Raw genomic sequence first — 20,074 nt, 5'->3', positions numbered from 1 at the left:
CAGCACTACCGCTATCCCATCGACAAACACGGCAAGATGTCACGACGATTCGATAACAGTGTCTTTACCCGAGGTGCTTACGCGCCGCTTCCACCACAGAGGCGGTGAGCCCTTCGAGCATGGACGATTGCAGTCGCCAGTGCTGCCAATACAGTGGAACGTCCACGTAGGTTTCATCGAGTGGGACCAGTTCACCTGACTCGAGGAAAGGCTTGCTTTGCAGGTCAGCCAGGTATGCCCAACCGAGTCCACACCGTACGGCTTCCAAGAATGCCTCGGAGGAAGGGATCTGGCTGACACGACGTTCGCGTGGCCGCTCCGGCAGGCGACCCCGCCAGTCCGATTCTTGTAGAGCATCGTTAGGCCCATATCGGAGAACCGGCATGTCAGCCCAGTTGATACCCTCGTCGGTTGTGTAGGCAGCCTTGAGCTGTGGGGATGCGACCGGACGGTAACGCATGATTCCTAGTTCACGCACCTCACAGCCGGACACTGGGTTAGCTTCAGTGGTCACGGCGCCGAGGCAGTCTCCGCGACGCAGCAGGGTAAGAGAGTGCGCTTCATCCTCAATGCGCAGCTGCAGCGTTGCGTGCTTCCACTGGGCAACATCGGCGAATACTGAAGTGAACCAGGTGGCGAGGGAGTCTGCGTTGATCGCTACCGAGAGTGGCACGCGCGAGATGCTGCGCTCGAGCGCTACGTCAGTCTCGGCTTGCAGCAGCGCCATTCTTCTGGCAGCCTGGGCGAGGATCTCACCTGCATCTGTTGCAGCGACGGGGCTCGTGCGGCGAATGAGGACTCGGCCGACATCAGATTCCAGCGCCTTAATGCGTTGGCTGACTGCACTTGGAGTAATGCGCAATGCGTCGGCTGCGCCTTCAAAACTGCCTTCATCAAGCACAGCAAGCAGCGTGGTGAGATGATTTTGGTTCATGAAGTAATTCTAACCCACCTTTAGTGAACACTAGACACTACCCCGTTTAAGTGAATATTAGCCAAACAAAGCGAGCTTAATTTTGCTTAATAGGGAAAGTTGGTCACAATAGAAACCATGAGCGTTGTTTTCAGTGGTCTCCTCATCGGATTGTCCCTCATCGTGGCAATCGGCCCGCAAAATGCCTTGATCATCCGACAAGGCATGAAACGAGAACACGTCATTCCCATTTTGGTCGTTTGCCTGCTTTCCGACGTGCTCCTCATTCTCGGCGGCACACTCGGCGTCGGCGTCCTCATCGAGCGGGCTCCCCTATTCCTCACTGCCCTGAAATGGTGTGGCGCAGCTTATCTTGCCTACTTTGCCTACACCTGCTTCAAGGATGCAGCTAAGGCGCCGGAAGAGCCGGCGATCGTGGAGGATCTGGAGCCTGTGGCGTCGACAAGCGGCACCACCATGGTCGTAACGGCACCTGCACGCACCAAAACAGCCTGGTACAAGCCAGTTCTCACCGCTCTAGCCTTTACGTGGCTTAATCCTTCGGCTTATATCGATGCGCTCATCATGCTTGGCGGAATTGCCAATCAGCATGGTGAAGTTTTGCGTTGGCATTTTGCAGCTGGTGCCCTTCTTGCCAGCACCATTTGGTTCCCCACCATCGGTTTTCTTTCCGTTAAGGGCGCGGCTGTTCTGCAGCGCCCCAATGTTTGGCGTGGCGTGAATTTCACGATTGGCTGCGTGATGGTTTACATGACAATCCGCATTCTCATGCACTAGGAACGCAAAAGTCCGGCTCTTTAAACAAGAGCCGGACTTTCTTTCTCAGAGCGCTTACTTGGTTACGAACTTGCGGCGAGCAACAAAGCCAGCCACAGCGATCAGAGCGAGCAGGATGCCAGCGATAGCGCGGGCTGCGGTGTTGTCACCGGTTGCAGCGAGAACGCCACGCTTGCCAGCGCCAGCAACGTCACCGTGCTTGGCATCCTTACCCTTGGCAGCAACCTCGCCTTCAAGGCCACCCTTGCCCTCAGCCTTGTGTTCCTTCTTCACTTCTTCCTTCTTGGTCTCCTTCTTTTCAGAAGAACCAGCGGAGGAACCATTGGAGGAACCCTGGCCGTCAGAGGAGAGCATGCTACCGAAGGACAGTGCTGCCAGTGCAAGGCCACCGAAGCCAAGAGCGGCTTCCCAGTTGATGTCGGCCTTGGAGATGGCAGATGAACCTGCGGTGATCTCGTCAGAGGAAGAAGCCGGCTCAGCAGTTGGAGTAACAGCGGTGGAATCGGCCTTGGAGGAAGAACCTGCGGTCAGGTTTTCCACGATCTTGTTGGCGGAAGAGCCTGCTTCAGCAGTCGCAGATGCGGATGCAGACGTGCTAGTTGGAGCCGAAGAGACGGTGGTAGCCGCGGTGGTCGCGGTAGCAGAGGTGGTCTCCTTGACAGAGATGCCATCAGCGAGCACAGACGACAGAGCCGAGGAGCCGGAGGTAGCCTTTGCGTCAGCCGCATTGGTGCCCTGCTCAGCAGCTTCAATCTTTGCAAGTTCAGCGTCAACACGAACCTTGAGCTGGACCAGCTTCAGCAGATCCTGAGCTTCAATGGCTGCGCGGATTTCGGCCTGCAGTTCTGGGGAAAGCTTGGAGAACTGCTGCAGGGAGCCAGCAATGCCTTCGATAGAGTAAGAGAAAGAAGAACCGTTCGTGGTGGATTCAGCCTGGGCAGCTGGGAGTACAGCGAGAGTCATCGCGCCAGCAACTGCCAGGGCAGTAACGGAAGTAGCAATACGCTTCATAGCTTTTCCTTTAAAAGTCTTCAAATTTGGAGTTGAATTCTGGCGCGCTGTCACAGCTCAGCCACACTGCGAACCAAGGCTCACACATTGACATCATCTACCAATCACACCACTTTGGAAACTTTAATCACTTCAGTCACTTTGTTCACTTTTGTCACACTATCCACAAACTGCAGGTAGTCGGCTGTAAATGACTAAAAACACCCACCCCCAAATAGGGGCAGGTGCTGGGTTTTAAGGAATGACCAGTGGCGGCAGCGGAGGCAAAACCGGTGGTGGAGGCGGTGGTGGTAATGGCGGAAGAGGTGGCAACGGTGGCAGTGCCGGCGGTGGCGGTTCAACTGGTGCCGGAGCAGGCGCCGGCGCCGGTGCGGGAGCCGGTGCGGGAGCCGGTGCGGGCGCTGCTGGGGGTTGTGAAGCAGGCAGTGGCGCTCGAGGAGCCGAGGTAGACGGTTTTGTAGTCGTTGGCGTGGGCGTAGGCGACGGAGTCGATGTCGTAGGACGCGGGGTTGCGGAAGGCGTCAGAGATTCGGTGTTGGCGCCGGAGGTCGTCGACAAGCCCGGGGCCTCTTCTCCCCCAGCGACTCCCTCGAATTGCCAGCCGACGACGGCGTTACGGATCGAATCTGCGAGCGGGTTTGCTGGCTGGATGCAGCTGATGGTGAGTAGTCGCCCTGGCATCGCTTCCGTGCCCCAGATTGAGGTGTCGTCGACGAGGGTTTCCTTCTGTGGCGAGTGGAAATCAGTGGCACGGTAAACCAACCAACGGCCTTCAGAGGCGGCGGTGCGGATGTAGAGTTTCGCGCCTTCGCGGATTGTGTGTTGGTCGTTCTTACCGTCGTAAAGGTTGTTGAAAACGGCAGGGACGCCGGCACCCGTGTGTCCGGCGACCACGACAAGATCCGGCGAATTCGTGCCCGGAAGCGTGTATGGACGCTCCGGATCCGTGTAAACGCAGGCGTTATTCATCGTTTTCGGGTCGATGGCGCCCTTCTTTACCCGGCAGGGCTCCTCATCGAATGAGGCACGGATGTTCACCTCGGGGATGACAATCTCGAGGGCTGCACTCGGATTGATCATCGGAATGTCGGTGGTTTGCACCTGCCCGGACGTGACCTCTTGTGGGATCTCCACGTCCTTAGAGCAACCGGACGCCAGCAGCGCCACTGTGCACAGCGCTGCAACAGTTTTCCGATTCATCGCGTCCCGCCCTTTCCGTTTGTCGGAAATAGTAGCAAGGCTTATCGACGTCATCGGCGACCCCACACGGTGCGCGTTACTTACACTTCTGTGCAATCAGCTTGTTGACGGTGGCAGGATCAGCCTTGCCACGCGTCGCCTTCATGACAGCACCAACAATCGCGCCGGCTGCCTTCATGTTGCCACCCTTGATCTTTTCGACGACATCTGGGTTGGCAGCAAGAGCCTCGTCAACAGCCTTTTCGACTGCACCGTCATCCTGCATGACCTCCAGGCCACGCTTTTTCACGACCTCATCCACGTCGCCTTCACCCGCAAGCACACCGTCGACGGCCTGGCGTCCAAGCTTGTTGGTGAGCTTGCCTTCCTTGATCAAGGCAACAACGCGAGCAACATGAGCCGGGGTGATGGCGAGCTGCTCCAGCTCAACATCGGCTTCCTTTGCCTTCTGCGCAAGGTAGGAAACCCACCAAGAACGTGCCTCGTCAGGGGTGGTGCCTTCTTCGACGGTCTGGATGATCAATTCCAGGGCGCCGGCGTTCACTAGGTCGCGCATCTCGGCGTCGGAAAGCTGCCACTCTTCCTGGATGCGGGCCTTGCGTACCCATGGCAACTCAGGCAGGGTTGCGCGGATCTCCTCAACCCACTCGCGTGGCGCGATAACTGGAGGAAGGTCTGGATCGTTGAAGTAACGGTAGTCCTCAGCGGTCTCCTTTGGACGTCCCTTTGAGGTAGAACCGTCGGACTCCTGGTAGTGGCGGGTCTCCTGTACGATTTCGCCACCGTCTTCAAGGACGGCGGCTTGACGCATCATCTCGTAACGGACAGCCTGCTCCACGGACTTGAGCGAGTTGATGTTCTTCGTTTCGGTACGGGTGCCGTACTCGGTGGTTCCCACTGGGCGCAAGGAAAGGTTGGAGTCCACGCGCATCGAGCCCTGGTCCATGCGGGCGTCGGAAACGCCCAGTGCCTTGACCAAGTCGCGCAGTGCGGAGACATATGCGCGGGCGACCTCAGGGGCGCGCTCGCCGGCACCCTCGATTGGCTTGGTCACGATCTCGATGAGTGGGACGCCAGCGCGGTTGACATCCACCAGAGAGGAGGTTGCGCCGTGGATACGACCTTCGGAACCGCCCAGGTGGGTCAGCTTCGCGGTGTCTTCCTCCATGTGCGCGCGCTCGATCTCGACGCGCCAGGTCTCGCCATCGTCGAGGACAACGTCCAGGTAGCCGTCGTACGCGATTGGCTCATCGTACTGAGAGATCTGGTAGTTCTTCGGCTGATCTGGGTAGAAGTAATTCTTGCGGGCGAAGCGAGAAGACTCGGCGATCGAGCAGTTCAGTGCGAGGCCAATCTTGATGGCCCACTCCACGCCCTTCTTGTTAACTACGGGCAGTGCGCCCGGAAGACCGAGACTCACTGGATCGACATTGGTATTTGGGTCAGCGCCAAAGTGCGCGGAGCTGGCGGAGAACATCTTGGTTTCCGTAGCCAACTCAACGTGAACTTCCATGCCCATTACCGGGTCATACTTGGTCAGTACTTCGTCGAAATCCATGAGGTCAGTCATGGTTATCTAGTGTACTAAGTTCCGTCTCGCTTGGGTGCAGTTGGGCTGAGCATTCCGAATGCGGAGTTGGTGTCAGCCTCCCCTGTTTGACGAAAATGTTTGGACGAGAATCCCAGGACTATCAAATGAGGCCTCATCTCCTACCTCGAATCCTCGTCAAAACAACTTCGTCAAAACCAAAATCGGCGTATAAACGCGAGTCAAAGCAAATCCAAACACTAAGCAAGGGCCGTCTCTCCCTGTTTGACGAAGGCGTTTGGACGAGAATCCCAGGACCACCGATTTAGGCCCTACCGCCCACCTCGAATCCTCGTCAAAACAACTTCGTCAAAACCAAAATCGGCATATATACGCGAGTCAAAGCAAATCCAAACACTAAGCAAGGGCCGTCTCTCCCTGTTTGACGAAGGCGTTTGGACGAGAATCCCAGGACCACCGACTTAGGCCCTACCGCCCACCTCGAATCCTCGTCAAAACAACTTCGTCAAAACCAAAATCGGCATATAAACGCGAGTCAAAGCAAATCCAAACACTAAGCAAGGGCCGCCTCTCCCAGTTTGACGAAGACGTTTGGACGAGAATCCCAGGACCACCGACTTAGGCCCTACCGCCCACCTCGAATCCTCGTCAAAACAACTTCGTCAAAACCGAATAGGCACAACTAAACCCCCTAAGGAACTACTTCCCTCAGGGGGTTAGATGCTTAAGGGGTTAGCCGAACAGCGCGCGGGCAGTTTCGTAGCGCTTCAGTGGCACCTGCTTGAGGGTTCCGACTGCTTCTTCAAGATCGATCAGCTCGATGTGCTCGCCGTGGAGTGCCACGCACTTGCCGCGCTCACCGCGGTGGACCGCACGTGCTGCCTGCACACCGTAACGGGTAGCCAGCACACGGTCGAAGGCAGTTGGGGTGCCACCACGCTGGATGTGGCCGAGCACCGTGGTTCGAACGTCGTGGCCGAGTCGCTTGTGGATCTCGTCAGCGATGACCTGGCCGATGCCGTTGAAGGTCTTGTGTCCGAACTCGTCCTCGCTGCCAAGATCGAATTCCAGGGTGCCTTCCTGTGGCAGTGCGCCTTCGGCGACGACGATAATGCCGTATTTCTCGCCCATCTGGAAGCGGCGCTCCATCTGCTTTGCGATCGCCTCGATGTTGAACGGGACCTCAGGAATCACGATGTGGTGCGCACCGCCGGCCATGCCAGCGTGCAGCGCGATCCAACCAACGTGGCGGCCCATGACCTCCACGATCATCACGCGGTTGTGGGACTCAGCCGTGGTGTGCAGGCGGTCGATAGCGTCGGTGGCCACTGCAACGGCAGTATCGAAGCCGAAGGTGTAGTCGGTGCCGTTAACGTCATTGTCAATGGTCTTTGGCACGCCGATCACTGGGATGCCGTTATCGGAGAGCCACTTGGCGCCTTTCAGGGTGCCTTCGCCGCCGATAGCGATGAGGGCGTCGACACCTGCATCCTCCAGGTTTGCCTTGATGGTATCGAGGCCAGACTTGAACTTGTCTGGGTGCAGACGACCGGTACCAAGGATCGTGCCACCCTTCAGCAGGATCTTGTCGATGTCAGCGTCGTCGTAAAGCTGTACGCGACGATCTTCCATCAGGCCGACCCAGCCGTCTTCGTAACCAATCACGTTGGAGCCGAACTCGGACGAAGAAGTGCGGACAATACCGCGAATAACAGCATTCAGGCCTGGGCAGTCGCCACCGGAAGTAAGAGTCGCAATACGCATGTATCTCATAGTAGTCAGGTCCACGAAAGCTGTCCGGACGAGAGCCCGTTAGGCCCGGAACCTGGACACACTAACCAGTCCGCAACACAGCACGAGCGCGGGCACAATCATCGACAACCCCATTGCGTTGGCGAGGCTTGTGTGGTGCACAAATACCTGCATTGCTGCGCCGATTGCCGCCGACCCCACCACAGCACCGACCTGCCGAGACGTGTTGTACACCCCCGACGCAGCCCCAAGCTTGTCGACGTCCAAGTCTCGCATCGTGGTCGTCGCATTCGGAGACCACACGAGCGCATTACCGACACCCAATAATGCTGACCCAAACAGCATCCACGCCACCGGAACGGACTCACGCATGATCACCACATGGACGAGCATCGCCACTGCCATGAATCCAAAACCCCACATGGACAGCACGCGGGGGTGGGTCCTGTCAGCAAGCCGACCTACGAAGGGGGCCAACACTCCGGAGAGCACCGCCATTGGAACCAGCATCATGCCGGCAGCTTCGGCGCTGAGGCCCTTGCCTTGCTGCAAGAACATCATGATGGGCAGCATGGTGCCGGCCACAGCGAAACCCATGGTGAAGATGGAGAAGGTGCCGTGGAAGAAGTTGCGATCGTGAAAGACATCGAGGGGCAACAACGGATGTTGAGCCTTGGTTTGTTGCCATAGAAAGACTCCCACCAGCAGCATTCCGCATAGCAGTCCCGCGACGAGCCACCACGCCCAGGAGAAGTTTGGCCCCTCTTGAAGAGCGAAAATTACCAGGAACATCGCAGGGATGATGGTGATGACACTAGCGGCGTCGATACGCGTAGCAGTGGCGCCGAGATCGGGCACCCACGCGATGACCATCGCGATGCACACGATGCCGACTGGAACATTGATGAAGAAGATCCACTGCCAGCCAACCGTTCCGACCAATAAGCCACCGAGCACCGGACCGACCAACGTAGCCAGGCCTGCGACTGCGCCCCACACTCCCATCGCTGCGCCACGCTTGTCGCGCGGAAACACGCGGTTGATCACGCTCATCGACTGTGGGGTGAGCATCGACGCGCCAATTCCCTGGCACAGTCTCGCAATGATCAACCACACGACGCTCGGGGCTAAACCGCAAGCCAGCGAGCTCAGCGTAAAGACCACCATGCCGGCGATATACATGTTGCGCTGCCCGAACCTGTCCCCTAATCGACCGGTGACCAGCAGCGGAACAGCGTAGGCAAGCAGGTAAATCGACGTCACCCACACCGCAGCGCCTAGATCGGCGCCCAACTCGGCCTGCAGCGCCGGGGTGGCGACAGCGACGATCGTCTGATCGAGCAGGATCATGAAAAAGCCGGTGCACAGCGCCGTGAGCGCCTTCCATGGATTGGTTTGAGTCACCGGCTCAATTTACACGTATGCTCCAAAGCATGGGTAACGCAATTGATATCAAGAAGGCAACAGAAGTAAATACTGCATCGATCATCGGTGTCGGTTTGATCGGCGGCTGGCTCACCGCCCGCGAAACGGGTATCCGCCCGCTTGGTGGCGTCGTTCTCGCGGCCGCTGGTGTGTGGGCAGCCCGCTCGTGGTACGCCAAGCGCGGCGCCTTGACGACGGCTGCGCTCACCGCCACGTACCTCGGAGCCTTCGGCGCATCCCACCCACTGGCAAAGAAGATTGGTGCCTGGCCATCAGTCATCGCAGTGACGACTGTGGCTTCGGGCGCAGCGTGCGTGTTGTCAGATATCCGCTAGTTTGGCGTGCAGCTGCTCAGCTGCATCAATGTTGAGCGGGCCAGATGTCCACAGCGCGTAGGGCAAGTTGATGAAGTTCTCTTCTTTCACTGCGCGGAGGTTCTTAGCCGCAGGGTGACTCTTCAGCACCTCTACTTTGTCGGCGTATTCCTGGCCGGGGTAATCGACAAAAGCGATGACATCTGGATCCTCAGCGATGATCTTGTCCCAGCTGACGGTGGTCCAGGTGTCATCGATATCGGCTGTGGCATTGACGCCACCGGCAGCGTCGATAATGGCTTGTGGCCCGCCAAGCTTGCCTGATGTGAAGATCGTGTCGGTCCCGGAATCGAAGACAAACACTTTCTTCCCTGTTGCGGATTTCGCCAATTCAGCTTTGCGAGCCTCGATGTCGGAGATCACGTGCTCGGCTTCCTCGGGGTCTCCGGCCAGCTTGGCAATATTACGCAGGTCCTCGTTTACCGCCTGCCACGGGTCCATGGTCCCGCGGGAGCCACCGGCGTTTCGGCAGGATTCTGAAAGTACGTAGGTCTCAATCCCATGGCTCTCCAGGCTTTCCGGGAGTACGTTTTTGGATTCGGATAGACCGTAGCCCCAGCCCGCAAAATACAGATCCGGCTGCCCCGCAATGATCTCCTCGAGCGAAGGGTATTGTTGGTTCGCTTCATGGAGTTTGCTGACTCGGTCGCCGTATTTTTCTTCGAGGACTTTCTTGTCTCGCGAAAGGCTGCTCACTGTGGTGATCTTGTCCCCGGCGCCGGCAGCAATAGCCGTGGCGATGAGCGAACCATCGTTGACCCACAACTTTTCCGGCTTCTTGAACTGCTTCACTTCTCCACAATTTGTGATTTCAACGTCTCCATCAGCCGCTTGAGGGGCGGAGCATCCAGCCAGAACCAGACTCGCTACCACAGCTGGAATAATGGTTTTCTTCATGTCTTCCCTAACTTTCAAAAACTAAGTGAGCAGTGCGCGCCCCAGCAGGCTTGACGACGATCGCAGTGACACCAAAGGCCAACGCGATGTTCTCCGGGGTGAGTACCTCTTCAGACTTCCCCGCTGCCAGCACTCTTCCTTCATGGAGCAGCACAGTGGTTTCAAAATGCGACAGCGCTAGGTCGAGATCGTGAACTGTCGCAATGACCTGGCGATTCATCCGTTGCAAGATAGCCAGTACGTCCAATTGGTGGCGCACGTCGAGGTGGTTCGTTGGCTCATCCAGCAGCACAACAGGCGTATCTTGCGCAATCACCCGCGCAAGATGCACTAGCCTGCGCTGACCACCAGAGAGTTCTGCGCACTTCCGGTGTTTGAGTTCAGCGATTCCTACCTGTTCCAGCGCATCAGTCACGTCGACGCTGTTCTGCCAGGGCTTGATATATGGCAGGCGGCCCAGACTCACTGCGTCCTCAACCGTGAAGTCCGAATCAAGCGATTCCTCCTGCCCGACGAAGGACATGAGCTTGGCCCGATCCTTGGGCTTCATAAGGTGAATATCCCTCTCGTCCAGCAGGATCGTGCCTGCCGACGGCGTCGACAAGCCCGCCATAGTGCGCAGGAGCGTCGTCTTTCCCACTCCGTTCACCCCAACGATGGCGCAGGAGGATTCCATTTCAAAGGTCACGTCGCGGACGATGGTGCGACCCGAAATTGCACAGTCAACATGTCGGAGAGAAATCACAAGTTACCTCCGAAGCGGTAACTACGACGCCCCATGATGAAGAGGAACAGAGGCGCACCAATTATGCCGGTGACCACGCCTAATGGGATTTCTTGTGGCGGAGCCGCAACGCGAGAGATCATATCCACCCACAGCAGAAACACCGCGCCCAGTGCCATCGAGATTGGCACCATCGCCCGATGTGTGCTGCCAACGAGCATTCGAGCCAAATGAGGGATGATGAGGCCAACAAAACCGATACCGCCAGCTACAGCGACCAACACTCCAACTAACACTGCGTGGCCGAAGAACAGGATACGTCGCAGATTCTTCACATCAACCCCCAGGGCAGCCGCGGTGTCAGCACCAACGGCGAGTGCGTCCAGGTGACGGGAAATGAGCAGTACCAGTGCCACTGAAACTACGAGCACAACCGCAGGAATCAACAGTTTCGCCCAGGTTGCTCCCGAGACTGATCCCAGCATCCAAAACATCACCGATTGCGCAGCACGTCCGTCGCTCGAACGGAAGATCAGAAAACTTGCCACCGCTGAAAACGCCGAGGACAACACAACGCCAGACAAAATCAGCCGCAGCGGAGTCAGCCCTCCTTGCCACCGAGCAACCAAAAATACGCACAACGTGGCAGCTAGCGCTCCCAGCAATGCTCCCAAAGACAAGGCATACATGCCACCGATGACGCCGAAGGTAATGACTGCGGTTGCCCCGACGCTGGCGCCACTCGACACACCGAGTAGGTACGGGTCAGCCAATGGATTGCGGACCAGTGTTTGCATGACGATTCCGGCGAGCGCAAGGCCGGCACCAACGAGCATGGCGAGTAAGCCCCTCGGCACACGCAGTTGCCACACTACGGCGTCAACTGGGCTGCCAGAGGCAGGTTTACCAAAGAGATGCGATGCCACTACGGCGCTAACGTCGTGCCAAGAGTAGGGCACGGCCCCAAGTTTGAGGGAATAGACAAAACTCAATGCCCCACACAAGGTGAGGCATCCAAACAGCACTTTGGGTGGCACTATTCTCCAAGCTGATACGGTTTCACCCTGGTCGCGAGGGGAAACAATACGGGCTACTTGGAAGGTATCGGGCTGTGACCGTTGCGCGCCAGCTCTGGAATTTCACCAGATTCCCTTATTAATGAAAACAAGTAGCGATAACCCAAAAGAGCTTAACAGATCTCCTAGAAGGTCTCGGTATCGATCACGAAACGGAACTGGACATCGCCGGCGACCACACGATCGTAGGCGGCATCCACGTCCTCCACACTAATCTTTTCGATGCGCGCACCGAAGCCGTGCTTGGCGCAGAAGTCCAGCATCTCCTGCGTCTCGGCGATGCCACCGATATTGGAGCCGGTGAGCACCTTGCGTCCGCCGATGAGCGCACCAAATTTCAGCGACTGCGCAGTTGGTGGCAGGCCAACTACTGCCATGACACCACGTGGCTTCAGCAGCCCTAGGTACTTGTTCAATTCAATGTCAGCACTGATCGTGTTGAGGATGAAGTCGAATTCGGCTCGGTGATCGGTGAAGAAGTTCTCTTCCGTTGTAGCCAGGGTGCGGGATGCTCCGAGTTCCTTCGCAACTTCCGCCTTCTTCAGGCTGCGGGACAGGACGGTGACGTCCGCTCCCTTAGCAACGGCAATCTGGACACCCATGTGGCCCAAACCGCCCAAGCCGAGAACTGCAACCTTCTGCCCTGCCTCAACCTTCCAAGTAGCCAATGGCGAGTAGGTGGTGATGCCCGCGCACAGTAGGGGCGCTGCGACATCGAAGTCGAGCTCGTCTGGGATGCGGCAGACGAAGTTTTCGTTCACCACGATCTTTTGCGCGTAACCACCTTGGGTAATCGTGCCGTCCACGTCTGTGGAGTTGTACGTACCTACAGAATGGGAGCAGTTGTTTTCAAAGCCCGCCTTGCATTCATCACATTCTTGGCAGGAGTTCACCAGGCAGCCGACGCCGACGCGATCGCCGACTTTCCACTTTGTCACTTTGGAGCCCACAGCTTCGACGACTCCCGCGATCTCATGACCAACCGTGAGCGGGAAGTGCGCCTCACCCCATTCATTGCGGATGGTGTGAATGTCGGAGTGGCAGATACCTGCGGCCTTGATGTCAATGACGACGTCGTCTTCGCGCGGGTCTCGGCGCTCGATGGTGACAACGCGGAACGGTTCTTCTGGACCGGTCTTTTGCAGGGCCTTGGTTGGGATACTCATGGCAGCCAGTGTAGGGATCATGCCCCCAACCTGCATATTTGCAGACTTTTTCAATAATCGATTGTCGTAATGGGTTGGTCGTAAAACCCCGCTTTACACCCAGACATGCGGCCAAAAACGGGGGTTTTACGACCAATCCTTCACGACATTTCCGGCAACGAGCACGAAAAGGCCCCCACCACATAAGTGGCGGGGGCAATCTCTAGAAGCCGTTACTTCCTACCCGCTTCGAAGGCTGCACCTACGCGGTACAGGCGATCATCGGCGAAGGCAGGCGCCATGATCTGCAATCCGACCGGCAATGAAGTGTCGGAAGCAAGGCCGGCCGGAACCGACATGCCGCACAGGCCGGCGAGGTTCAGCGGCAGGGTGCACAGGTCGAAGTTGTACATCGCCATTGGGTCGGAGACCTTTTCGCCCAGCTTGAAGGCGGTGGTTGGCGTGGTTGGAGCCACGAGGACGTCGCACTTTTCGTAAGCGGCGGCAAAGTCCTGTGCGATGAGGGTACGGACGCGCTGTGCCTGCAGGTAGTAGGCGTCGTAGTAGCCGACGGACAGGGCGTAGGTGCCGAGGATGATGCGGCGCTTGACCTCTGGGCCGAAGCCTTCGGCGCGGGACAGTGCCATGACTTCGTCGGCGGAGCGGGTGCCGTCGTCGCCGACGCGCAGGCCGTAACGCATGCCGTCGAAACGCGCGAGGTTGGAGGACACCTCACATGGGAGGATCAGGTAGTAGGCGGCGAGGGCGTCGTCGAAGTGCGGGCAGTCAACCTCGACTACCTCGGCGCCCTGCTCCTGCAGCTGCTTGACGGAGGCGTGGAATGCTTCGAGCACGCCTGGCTGCCAGCCTTCGCGGTCGAACTGCTTGACTACGCCAACCTTGACGCCCTTCAGATCACCCTGTGCGCCCTCGCGAGCTGCGGCTACGACTGGTGCAACCGGACGGTCCACGGAGGTAGCGTCAAACTTGTCGTGACCTGCGATGACCTCGTGCAGCAGCGCGGTGTCCAGGACGGTGCGCGCGGTCGGGCCAGCCTGGTCGAGGGAGGATGCGCAAGCGATGAGGCCGTAACGAGAAACTGTGCCGTAGGTCGGCTTTACGCCAACAGTGTTGGTCAGCGCTGCCGGCTGGCGGATGGATCCGCCGGTGTCGGTGCCGATGCCGAGTGGGGCCTCACCGGATGCGATGGCCGCAGAGGTACCGCCACCGGAGCCACCTGGGGTGCGCTCAAGGTCCCAAGGATTCTTGGTCGGGCCGAAAGCGGAGTTTTCAGTGGACGAGCCCATGGCAAATTCGTCCATGTTGGTCTTGCCCAGGATTGGGATGCCGGCCTCGCGGATCTTGCGGGTGACGGTGGCGTCGTAAGGGCTCATGTAGCCCTCGAGGATCTTGGACGCTGCGGTGGTTGGCGCGTCGGTGGTGGTCAGCACGTCCTTGAGTGCGAGCGGAACACCGGCGAGTGCGGATGGGACGTCGCCTTCTGCAACGCGCTTATCGACGTCCTCGGCAGCCTTCAGAGCGGCCTCTGCGCCGACGTGGAGGAAGGCATGCAGTTCGCCATCGATGTCGTTGATGCGGTCCAGGTGAGCCTGGGTGACCTCTACCGAGGAGACCTGCTTAGTGTGGATGAGTTCTGCGAGTTCCGCTGCCGACTTGGAAGTCAGTTCGCTCGCGCCTTCTGCTCCGACTAGGTACTTGTTCATGGATTACTCCCCCAAAATCTGTGGCACAACGAAGCGCTGCTCTGCAGCGTCTGGCGCCTGGTCGAGTGCTTGTTCGGCGGTGAGGGTCTTTTCCACGACGTCTTCACGCATGGTGGTTTCGATGTCGTGGGGGTGGCTCATCGGCTTGACGCCGTCAGCTGCGACTTTTCCGACTGCGCTGACGTTTGCGATGATGCTGTCGATCTGCTCTGCGTAGATGTCCAGTTCTTCATCGCTCAAGGCAAGCCTGGAAAGTTTAGCCAGGTGAGCGACCTCTTCGCGCGAAATCTCAGGCACGAGTGTTACTCCATTCGGTAGTTATGACAAAAGACGCTATTCAAAAAGTGTAGCTGAACAGCACCTTGGGGGCGCGTAGGGGTTGAAATGGAACAAAACCATAGTGACGTTCGTTATATTCTGTGAATAGTGTTGCCCACCCCGCGAAAGGCGGACCACTTCAATGTCGTATCTCATCCGTGTCATGATCCCTGATGCTCCTGGTAGCCTCGGTCGTCTCGCTGATGCTTTGGGGCAGATTAAGGGCAACATTGAATCCGTGGACGTGGTAGAAAAGTCGACCACTGGTGAGGTGACAGACGATATCGTCGTTTCCCTGCCTCAGGGCACGCTTCCTGACGCCATCATCTCCGCTGCTCAGGCGCTGCCGGGCGTGATCGTCGATTCCATTCGCCCGTTCTCGGGTCGCGTTGATCGTCGTGGTCAGATCGAAATGCTGGCGGGTGTTGCGCAGAACTTACGCAAACCAGAAAAAGCCATGGCAGAGTTCGTCGACGTGCTCCCCCGCACCATGACCTCGGGTTGGGCAATTGTGCTGGACAATGGCGACACGATGTCTCGCCTTGCAGCCTCCAGCGCCGCCCCCGAGGACGACGGGACGCACCCGCCTCACGCGGACGTCGACAAGGCGCGTGTGCTGCGCGACGAAGAAAAGTGGGTGCCGGAAAGTTGGCGCCTTCTCGACGCCTCCCTCTGCGCCTCCCCAATCGGAAACACAGGCCTGATGCTCGTGGTTGGCCGACCTGGTGGCCCGGATTTCCTGGCCACCGAAGTCGAACAGATTGGCCTGCTCTGCGATATCGTCGGCTCGATCCTTAAATAGCGCCGGTCTCCAGCAGTTGCACGAACTGCGCTTCGTTTAGAACGGGAACGCCCAGTTCGCGGGCCTTAGTTTCTTTCGATCCGGCGTTTTCTCCGGCCACCACATAGGTAGTTTTCTTCGACACGGAACCGGCTGCCTTGCCACCACGTGACACGATGGCTTCCTTGGCGGAGTCGCGACTAAAACCCTCCAACGTTCCGGTCACCACAATGGTCAGGCCTTCCAACACCTGTTCCGGCAGGTCAGTGACAGAATCCTCCATGGTGACGCCTGCCTCAGCCCACGTGTCCACGATGGTGCGATGCCAATCAACGTCGAACCAATCCTTGAACGACTGCGCGATGATCGCACCCACGCCCTCGGTGGTGGCCAAATCCTCCACTGAAGTGTCCCGGAGCACCTCCATCGAGCGATACCGGGCTGCGAGTGCTCGCGCAGCGGTCGGGCCGACGTGGCGGATAGACAGTGCAACGAGCACTCGCCACAGGTCCACGTTCTTGGCTTCCGCCAGATTCTTAAGCAGCTTCTTGCCGGAAGCATTGACCTTGCCTGCCTTTGTTACGTACACGCTGGTACGAGCAAGGGCATCCTCATCAAGATTGAACAGCTCTGCTTCGTCGATAAGCACGCCGGAGCGGATGAGGTCATGGGCCCCCTTCTCCCCCAGCGCTTCGATATCGAAGGCGCCACGGCCCGCGAGGTAGGTCAGTCGCGCTCCGAGCTGACCTGGGCAGGAACGGGTGTTGGGGCAGCGCCAGTCGGCGTCGCCTTCCTTGGCGGGTGCGAGCACAGCGCCACACTCCGGGCAATTCTTTGGGAAGACGTATTCCCGCTCGCTGCCATCACGCTTTTCGACGATCGGGCCGAGGACCTCGGGGATGATTTCGCCCGCCTTGCGGATGACCACGGTGTCACCGATGAGGACACCTTTCCGCTTGACCTCTCCAGGGTTGTGCAGGGTAGCCATTGAGACGGTGGAGCCTGCGACGAATACCGGCTCCATCACCGCAAATGGGGTGACACGGCCGGTGCGACCGACGCCGACTTGGATGTCGAGGAGCTTGGTGGTGACTTCCTCCGGCGGATACTTATAGGCAATAGCCCATCGTGGCGCACGGGCGGTGGCACCGAGTGCGCGTTGGGAGGCGATGTCGTCCACCTTGACCACGAGGCCGTCCATTTCGTGGATCGCGTCGTGGCGGTGGCCCTCCCAGTACTTCATCTTTGCCACGACCTCATCGGCAGTAGCTACTGCCTCCGTGTATTCGGAAACGGGCAGTCCCCAGGCCTTGAGCGCGTGGTAGGCGTCCAGCTGACTCGTTGGGGCGAAGCCTTCGAGGGCACCGATGCCGTGGCAGATCATGCGCAGTTTGCGCTTCTTCACGTCCTCCGGGCTCTTTTGACGCAAGGAACCAGCGGCGGCGTTGCGAGGGTTGGCGAAAGGCTTGCCACCTTCGGATACGCGCAGGGCGTTGACTTCTTCAAAGTCTTCAACCGCGATAAACACCTCGCCTCGAACTTCGAGAACTTCTGGGATCGGGTACTCGCCTGAATCAATCAATTCATCTGGAATATCTGGAATCACACGTGCATTCTCAGTCACGTCCTCTCCAGTCCAACCGTCACCGCGAGTTGCGGCTCTCTGGAATTTTCCATGGCGATACACAAGGTCGATGGACAACCCATCAATTTTCAGTTCGGTGAGATACCGAGTGGCCGGAGTTCTATATATCCAATCACGCAGCTCAACTTCATCGAATACATTGTCCAAGCTCATCATCCGCTCCAGATGTGTCACGTTTGCGAATGACGAACTAGCTGGTGCACCGACTTCCATCGTTGGGGAGTTGGGCACAGCTAGCTCTCTATGCTCTCTTTCAAGAGACTCAAGCTTCTGCAACAGCTTGTCAAAGTCAGCGTCAGGGATTTCCGGAGTGCCGTTGTAGTACAGATCCCGGTGTCGCCTTACTTCTTCGGCAAGATCGTTCCATTGTTTCCGCAGCTGCGCATGAATATCAGTCACGATCCCCGATTGTACTTCGAACGCTTAGGGGCACCCGTGTCCGGCGGTCGGTCTAAAGTTTGGGGCATGACTTCCTTTAGCCCATCCAAGATGCTGACGTTCGACTTGGAGACGACCTCAGCCAATCCTTTTGAAGCGCGCATTGTTACCTCTGCGCTGGTGCGTATTGAGGGCAGCAATGTGCAGCCCGAGGAGCTACTCGCTGACCCCGGAGTGGAGATCCCCGTCGAGGCCCAGAAAGTACACGGCATCACCACGGAATACGCTCGTGAACACGGCAAGCCTCATGATGAGGTAGTTGCACACACCGTCCAGGCGATCCAAAAGGCCTGGGAGGAGGGCCTGACTCTGATCGTCTTCAATGCACCTTATGACCTCACCGTCCTCGGACAGCTCTCCCCCGGCTTCGTCGTTTCCGGCCCGGTCTACGATCCTTTTGCCATCGACAAGATCAAAGACCCCTACCGCAAGGGCAAGCGCACGCTCACCGATTTGTGCGCGCTTTACGACGTCAAACTGGACAACGCACACGAGGCGACCTCCGACGCCCTCGCAGCCGCCCGCATTGCGTGGAAGCAGGTGCGCCAATGGCCCGATCTCGGCACGATGCCAATCGACGAGCTCATGGAATTTCAAGCAGTGGGTTACTACCGCTCCCAGGAAAGCTTCAAGCGCTACCTAGAAGGCAAGGGCTCGGACGCCAGCTCCGTTAACCTCTCCTGGCCCATGCAAAGCTAATTACCCACTGTTTAATTAATAGCTAAACACTTTCCCTGCAGCATGGACCCCTAGATTAGCTTTTACTATCAGTGATTAATACACCCACAGCATGAAACTCTTGCCGGGTGTTGCAAGCGCAGGCATAATGGCTATCAGGACCGGGGCACACGCTCCGGTAAACACTTCAAACGAGGAGAACACACATGGCAATCTTGACCGTTGGAGAGCAGTTCCCAGAGTTCAAGCTGACTGCACTCAAGGGTGGCGACCTCCACGAGGTTAACGCTCAGTCCCCAGAGGATTACTTCGAAGAGGTTTCCCTGGACAAGTACGAGGGCAAGTGGAAGATCGTCTTCTTCTACCCAAAGGATTTCACCTTCGTTTGCCCAACTGAAATTGCTGCCTTCGGCAAGCTCAACGAGGAGTTCGAGGATCGCGACACCGTTGTTCTCGGCGGATCCACCGACAACGAGTATTCCCACTTCAACTGGCGTGCAACCCACCCAGAGCTGAAGACCGTTCCATTCCCGATGTTCGCTGACGTGCGCCATGACCTGATCCGCGCACTGGGCGTTGAGAACGAGGGTGGCGTTGCTGACCGCGCTACCTTCATCATCGACCCAGACGGCGTTATCCAGTTCGTCTCCGTCACCCCAGACGCTGTTGGCCGTAACGTTGACGAAGTTCTGCGTGTTCTCGACGCTCTGCAGTCCGAAGAGGTCTGTGCTTGCAACTGGCAGAAGAACGACCCAACCAAGAACATCGACAAGCTCGAGGTTGTACAGGAATCCCTGAAGTAGGATCCCCACCTTGCCCCGCCGGTCGAGCCAGCGGGGCACCTTTTTACCCAAATTCCGACGAAGGAGAAATAATGTCCATCGATAACCTGAAGTCTTCCCTGCCAGAGTGGGCAAAGGACCAGAAGCTCAACATCGGTTCCCTCACCCGTTCCACCGAGCTGAATGAAGAGCAGCTCTGGGGCGCTCTCGTTGCAGCTGCAGCTGCTACCAAGAACGACACCGTGATCTCCGAGATCGTCGACGAGGCAAAGACCCACCTCTCCGACGAAGCACTGAACGCCGCTTTCGGCGCTGCCACCGTCATGGCAATGAACAATGTTGCGTACCGCTCTCGCCACATGCTCGGCGATGATTACTCCCAGGTCAAGATGGGCCTGCGCATGAACATCATCACCAACCCTGGCGTTGAGAAGGCCAACTTCGAGCTGTGGTCCACCACCGTTTCCGCAATGAACGGCTGCGAGGCTTGCCTCGTTTCCCACGCAGAGACCGTGAAGGCTGAAGGCCTGACCAAGGAGCAGGTCTGGGAGGCAGTGAAGATCGGCGCTGTGGTCAACGCTGTAGCACAGGCTGTCCAGATCGAGGCTGCTAAGTAGCCCATTCCTCGTTGAAAACCCATCGCCTCAAATGAAGCGGTGGGTTTTCATTTTGAGAACTCCCCCTTCTTGAAATACTCCCCCAATAAGGGTGGGTGCGAAAGTACCGTGTTTCGGCCAAGTCATTGGCAACGCTATTCCACCAAGCCATCATGGAACGCGCACACATTTTCATTTCCAAGAAGGGAGATACGTTATGGAAACTGCAAGCATCGTTCTCGAGGCCC

At 57.9% G+C, this 20,074-nt stretch carries 19 protein-coding genes and 1 riboswitch; of the genes, 6 read left to right on the top strand and 13 right to left on the bottom strand.

Going from position 1 to position 20,074, the window contains the following annotated elements:
- Nucleotides 1–64: 64 nt before the first annotated feature.
- Nucleotides 65–934: a LysR family transcriptional regulator ArgP gene (locus WG939_RS10695; protein WP_339985592.1), complete on the bottom strand. Its 870-nt coding sequence runs from the start codon at nt 932–934 to the stop codon at nt 65–67.
- Nucleotides 935–1,051: 117 nt separating this feature from the next.
- On the opposite strand from WG939_RS10695, the gene WG939_RS10690 reads away from it, so the two are divergent.
- Nucleotides 1,052–1,711: a LysE/ArgO family amino acid transporter gene (locus WG939_RS10690; RefSeq protein ID WP_339985590.1), complete on the top strand. Its 660-nt coding sequence runs from the start codon at nt 1,052–1,054 to the stop codon at nt 1,709–1,711.
- A 54-nt stretch (nt 1,712–1,765) separates the two neighbouring features.
- Here the strand turns inward: WG939_RS10690 and WG939_RS10685 are convergent, their stop codons facing one another.
- The 5 genes from WG939_RS10685 to WG939_RS10665 form a co-directional block, all read right to left on the bottom strand.
- On the bottom strand, nt 1,766–2,722 hold the full coding sequence (locus WG939_RS10685; RefSeq protein ID WP_339985588.1) for an LPXTG cell wall anchor domain-containing protein: 957 nt from the start codon (nt 2,720–2,722) through the stop codon (nt 1,766–1,768).
- Between the two features lie 234 nt (nt 2,723–2,956).
- Nucleotides 2,957–3,922, bottom strand: coding sequence for a hypothetical protein (locus WG939_RS10680; protein ID WP_339985586.1), 966 nt, complete (start codon nt 3,920–3,922; stop codon nt 2,957–2,959).
- 76 nt (nt 3,923–3,998) lie between these two features.
- The gene (gene gatB, locus WG939_RS10675) at nt 3,999–5,492 is read right to left on the bottom strand and encodes an Asp-tRNA(Asn)/Glu-tRNA(Gln) amidotransferase subunit GatB (RefSeq protein WP_339985584.1); all 1,494 of its coding nucleotides are present in this window, start codon (nt 5,490–5,492) and stop codon (nt 3,999–4,001) included.
- A gap of 711 nt (nt 5,493–6,203) precedes the next feature.
- On the bottom strand, nt 6,204–7,235 hold the full coding sequence (locus tag WG939_RS10670; protein ID WP_339985582.1) for a 6-phosphofructokinase: 1,032 nt from the start codon (nt 7,233–7,235) through the stop codon (nt 6,204–6,206).
- A 48-nt stretch (nt 7,236–7,283) separates the two neighbouring features.
- Nucleotides 7,284–8,627 (bottom strand): DHA2 family efflux MFS transporter permease subunit, encoded by a 1,344-nt coding sequence (locus WG939_RS10665; RefSeq protein ID WP_339985580.1) that lies wholly within the window; start codon nt 8,625–8,627, stop codon nt 7,284–7,286.
- 29 nt (nt 8,628–8,656) lie between these two features.
- Between WG939_RS10665 and WG939_RS10660 the strand changes: the two genes are divergently transcribed.
- Nucleotides 8,657–8,983, top strand: coding sequence for a hypothetical protein (locus tag WG939_RS10660; protein WP_339985578.1), 327 nt, complete (start codon nt 8,657–8,659; stop codon nt 8,981–8,983).
- Here the strand turns inward: WG939_RS10660 and WG939_RS10655 are convergent.
- The 6 genes from WG939_RS10655 to gatC all read right to left on the bottom strand — a co-directional run bounded on the left by WG939_RS10655 (nt 8,969) and on the right by gatC (nt 14,885).
- Nucleotides 8,969–9,814, bottom strand: a complete 846-nt coding sequence (locus WG939_RS10655) for an ABC transporter substrate-binding protein (RefSeq protein WP_339985576.1) — start codon at nt 9,812–9,814, stop codon at nt 8,969–8,971. The two genes, WG939_RS10660 and WG939_RS10655, sit on opposite strands and share 15 nt — an antisense overlap.
- Nucleotides 9,815–9,926: 112 nt before the next feature.
- A complete protein-coding gene (locus WG939_RS10650) occupies nt 9,927–10,664 on the bottom strand; it encodes an ABC transporter ATP-binding protein (protein WP_339985573.1) in 738 nt (245 codons plus the stop codon).
- Nucleotides 10,661–11,680, bottom strand: a complete 1,020-nt coding sequence (locus tag WG939_RS10645; RefSeq protein WP_445227901.1) for a FecCD family ABC transporter permease — start codon at nt 11,678–11,680, stop codon at nt 10,661–10,663. The genes WG939_RS10650 and WG939_RS10645 overlap by 4 nt, the downstream gene beginning before the upstream one ends.
- Before the next feature lie 42 nt (nt 11,681–11,722).
- A riboswitch (cobalamin riboswitch) is annotated at nt 11,723–11,842 on the bottom strand.
- Between the two features lie 2 nt (nt 11,843–11,844).
- Entirely contained in the window at nt 11,845–12,885 is a 1,041-nt protein-coding gene (locus tag WG939_RS10640) for an NAD(P)-dependent alcohol dehydrogenase (protein WP_339985571.1), read from the bottom strand.
- A 212-nt stretch (nt 12,886–13,097) separates the two neighbouring features.
- A complete protein-coding gene (gene gatA / locus WG939_RS10635; RefSeq protein WP_339985569.1) occupies nt 13,098–14,588 on the bottom strand; it encodes an Asp-tRNA(Asn)/Glu-tRNA(Gln) amidotransferase subunit GatA in 1,491 nt (496 codons plus the stop codon).
- A 3-nt stretch (nt 14,589–14,591) separates the two neighbouring features.
- On the bottom strand, nt 14,592–14,885 hold the full coding sequence (gene gatC / locus WG939_RS10630; protein WP_339985567.1) for an Asp-tRNA(Asn)/Glu-tRNA(Gln) amidotransferase subunit GatC: 294 nt from the start codon (nt 14,883–14,885) through the stop codon (nt 14,592–14,594).
- A gap of 163 nt (nt 14,886–15,048) precedes the next feature.
- Here gatC and WG939_RS10625 point away from each other — a divergent pair, with 163 nt between their 5' ends.
- A complete protein-coding gene (locus WG939_RS10625) occupies nt 15,049–15,708 on the top strand; it encodes an amino acid-binding ACT domain protein (protein WP_339985565.1) in 660 nt (219 codons plus the stop codon).
- Here WG939_RS10625 and ligA read toward each other — a convergent pair.
- Nucleotides 15,701–17,731, bottom strand: a complete 2,031-nt coding sequence (gene ligA / locus WG939_RS10620; RefSeq protein WP_339985563.1) for an NAD-dependent DNA ligase LigA — start codon at nt 17,729–17,731, stop codon at nt 15,701–15,703. The genes WG939_RS10625 and ligA overlap by 8 nt on opposite strands.
- Nucleotides 17,732–17,797: 66 nt before the next feature.
- Between ligA and WG939_RS10615 the strand changes: the two genes are divergently transcribed.
- The 3 genes from WG939_RS10615 (at nt 17,798) to WG939_RS10605 (ending at nt 19,847) form a co-directional block, all read left to right on the top strand.
- A complete protein-coding gene (locus WG939_RS10615) occupies nt 17,798–18,469 on the top strand; it encodes a 3'-5' exonuclease (RefSeq protein WP_339985561.1) in 672 nt (223 codons plus the stop codon).
- Nucleotides 18,470–18,654: 185 nt separating this feature from the next.
- Nucleotides 18,655–19,251, top strand: a complete 597-nt coding sequence (locus WG939_RS10610; RefSeq protein ID WP_339985559.1) for a peroxiredoxin — start codon at nt 18,655–18,657, stop codon at nt 19,249–19,251.
- A gap of 71 nt (nt 19,252–19,322) precedes the next feature.
- Nucleotides 19,323–19,847: a carboxymuconolactone decarboxylase family protein gene (locus WG939_RS10605; RefSeq protein ID WP_339985557.1), complete on the top strand. Its 525-nt coding sequence runs from the start codon at nt 19,323–19,325 to the stop codon at nt 19,845–19,847.
- Nucleotides 19,848–20,074: the final 227 nt, after the last annotated feature.

Origin of the sequence: Corynebacterium sp. H130 (genome assembly GCF_037572395.1) — a bacterium.
In the GTDB taxonomy this organism is placed as follows: domain Bacteria; phylum Actinomycetota; class Actinomycetes; order Mycobacteriales; family Mycobacteriaceae; genus Corynebacterium.
Note: the sequence above shows the minus strand (reverse complement) of the source record. Positions and strands in the feature narration are given on the sequence as shown.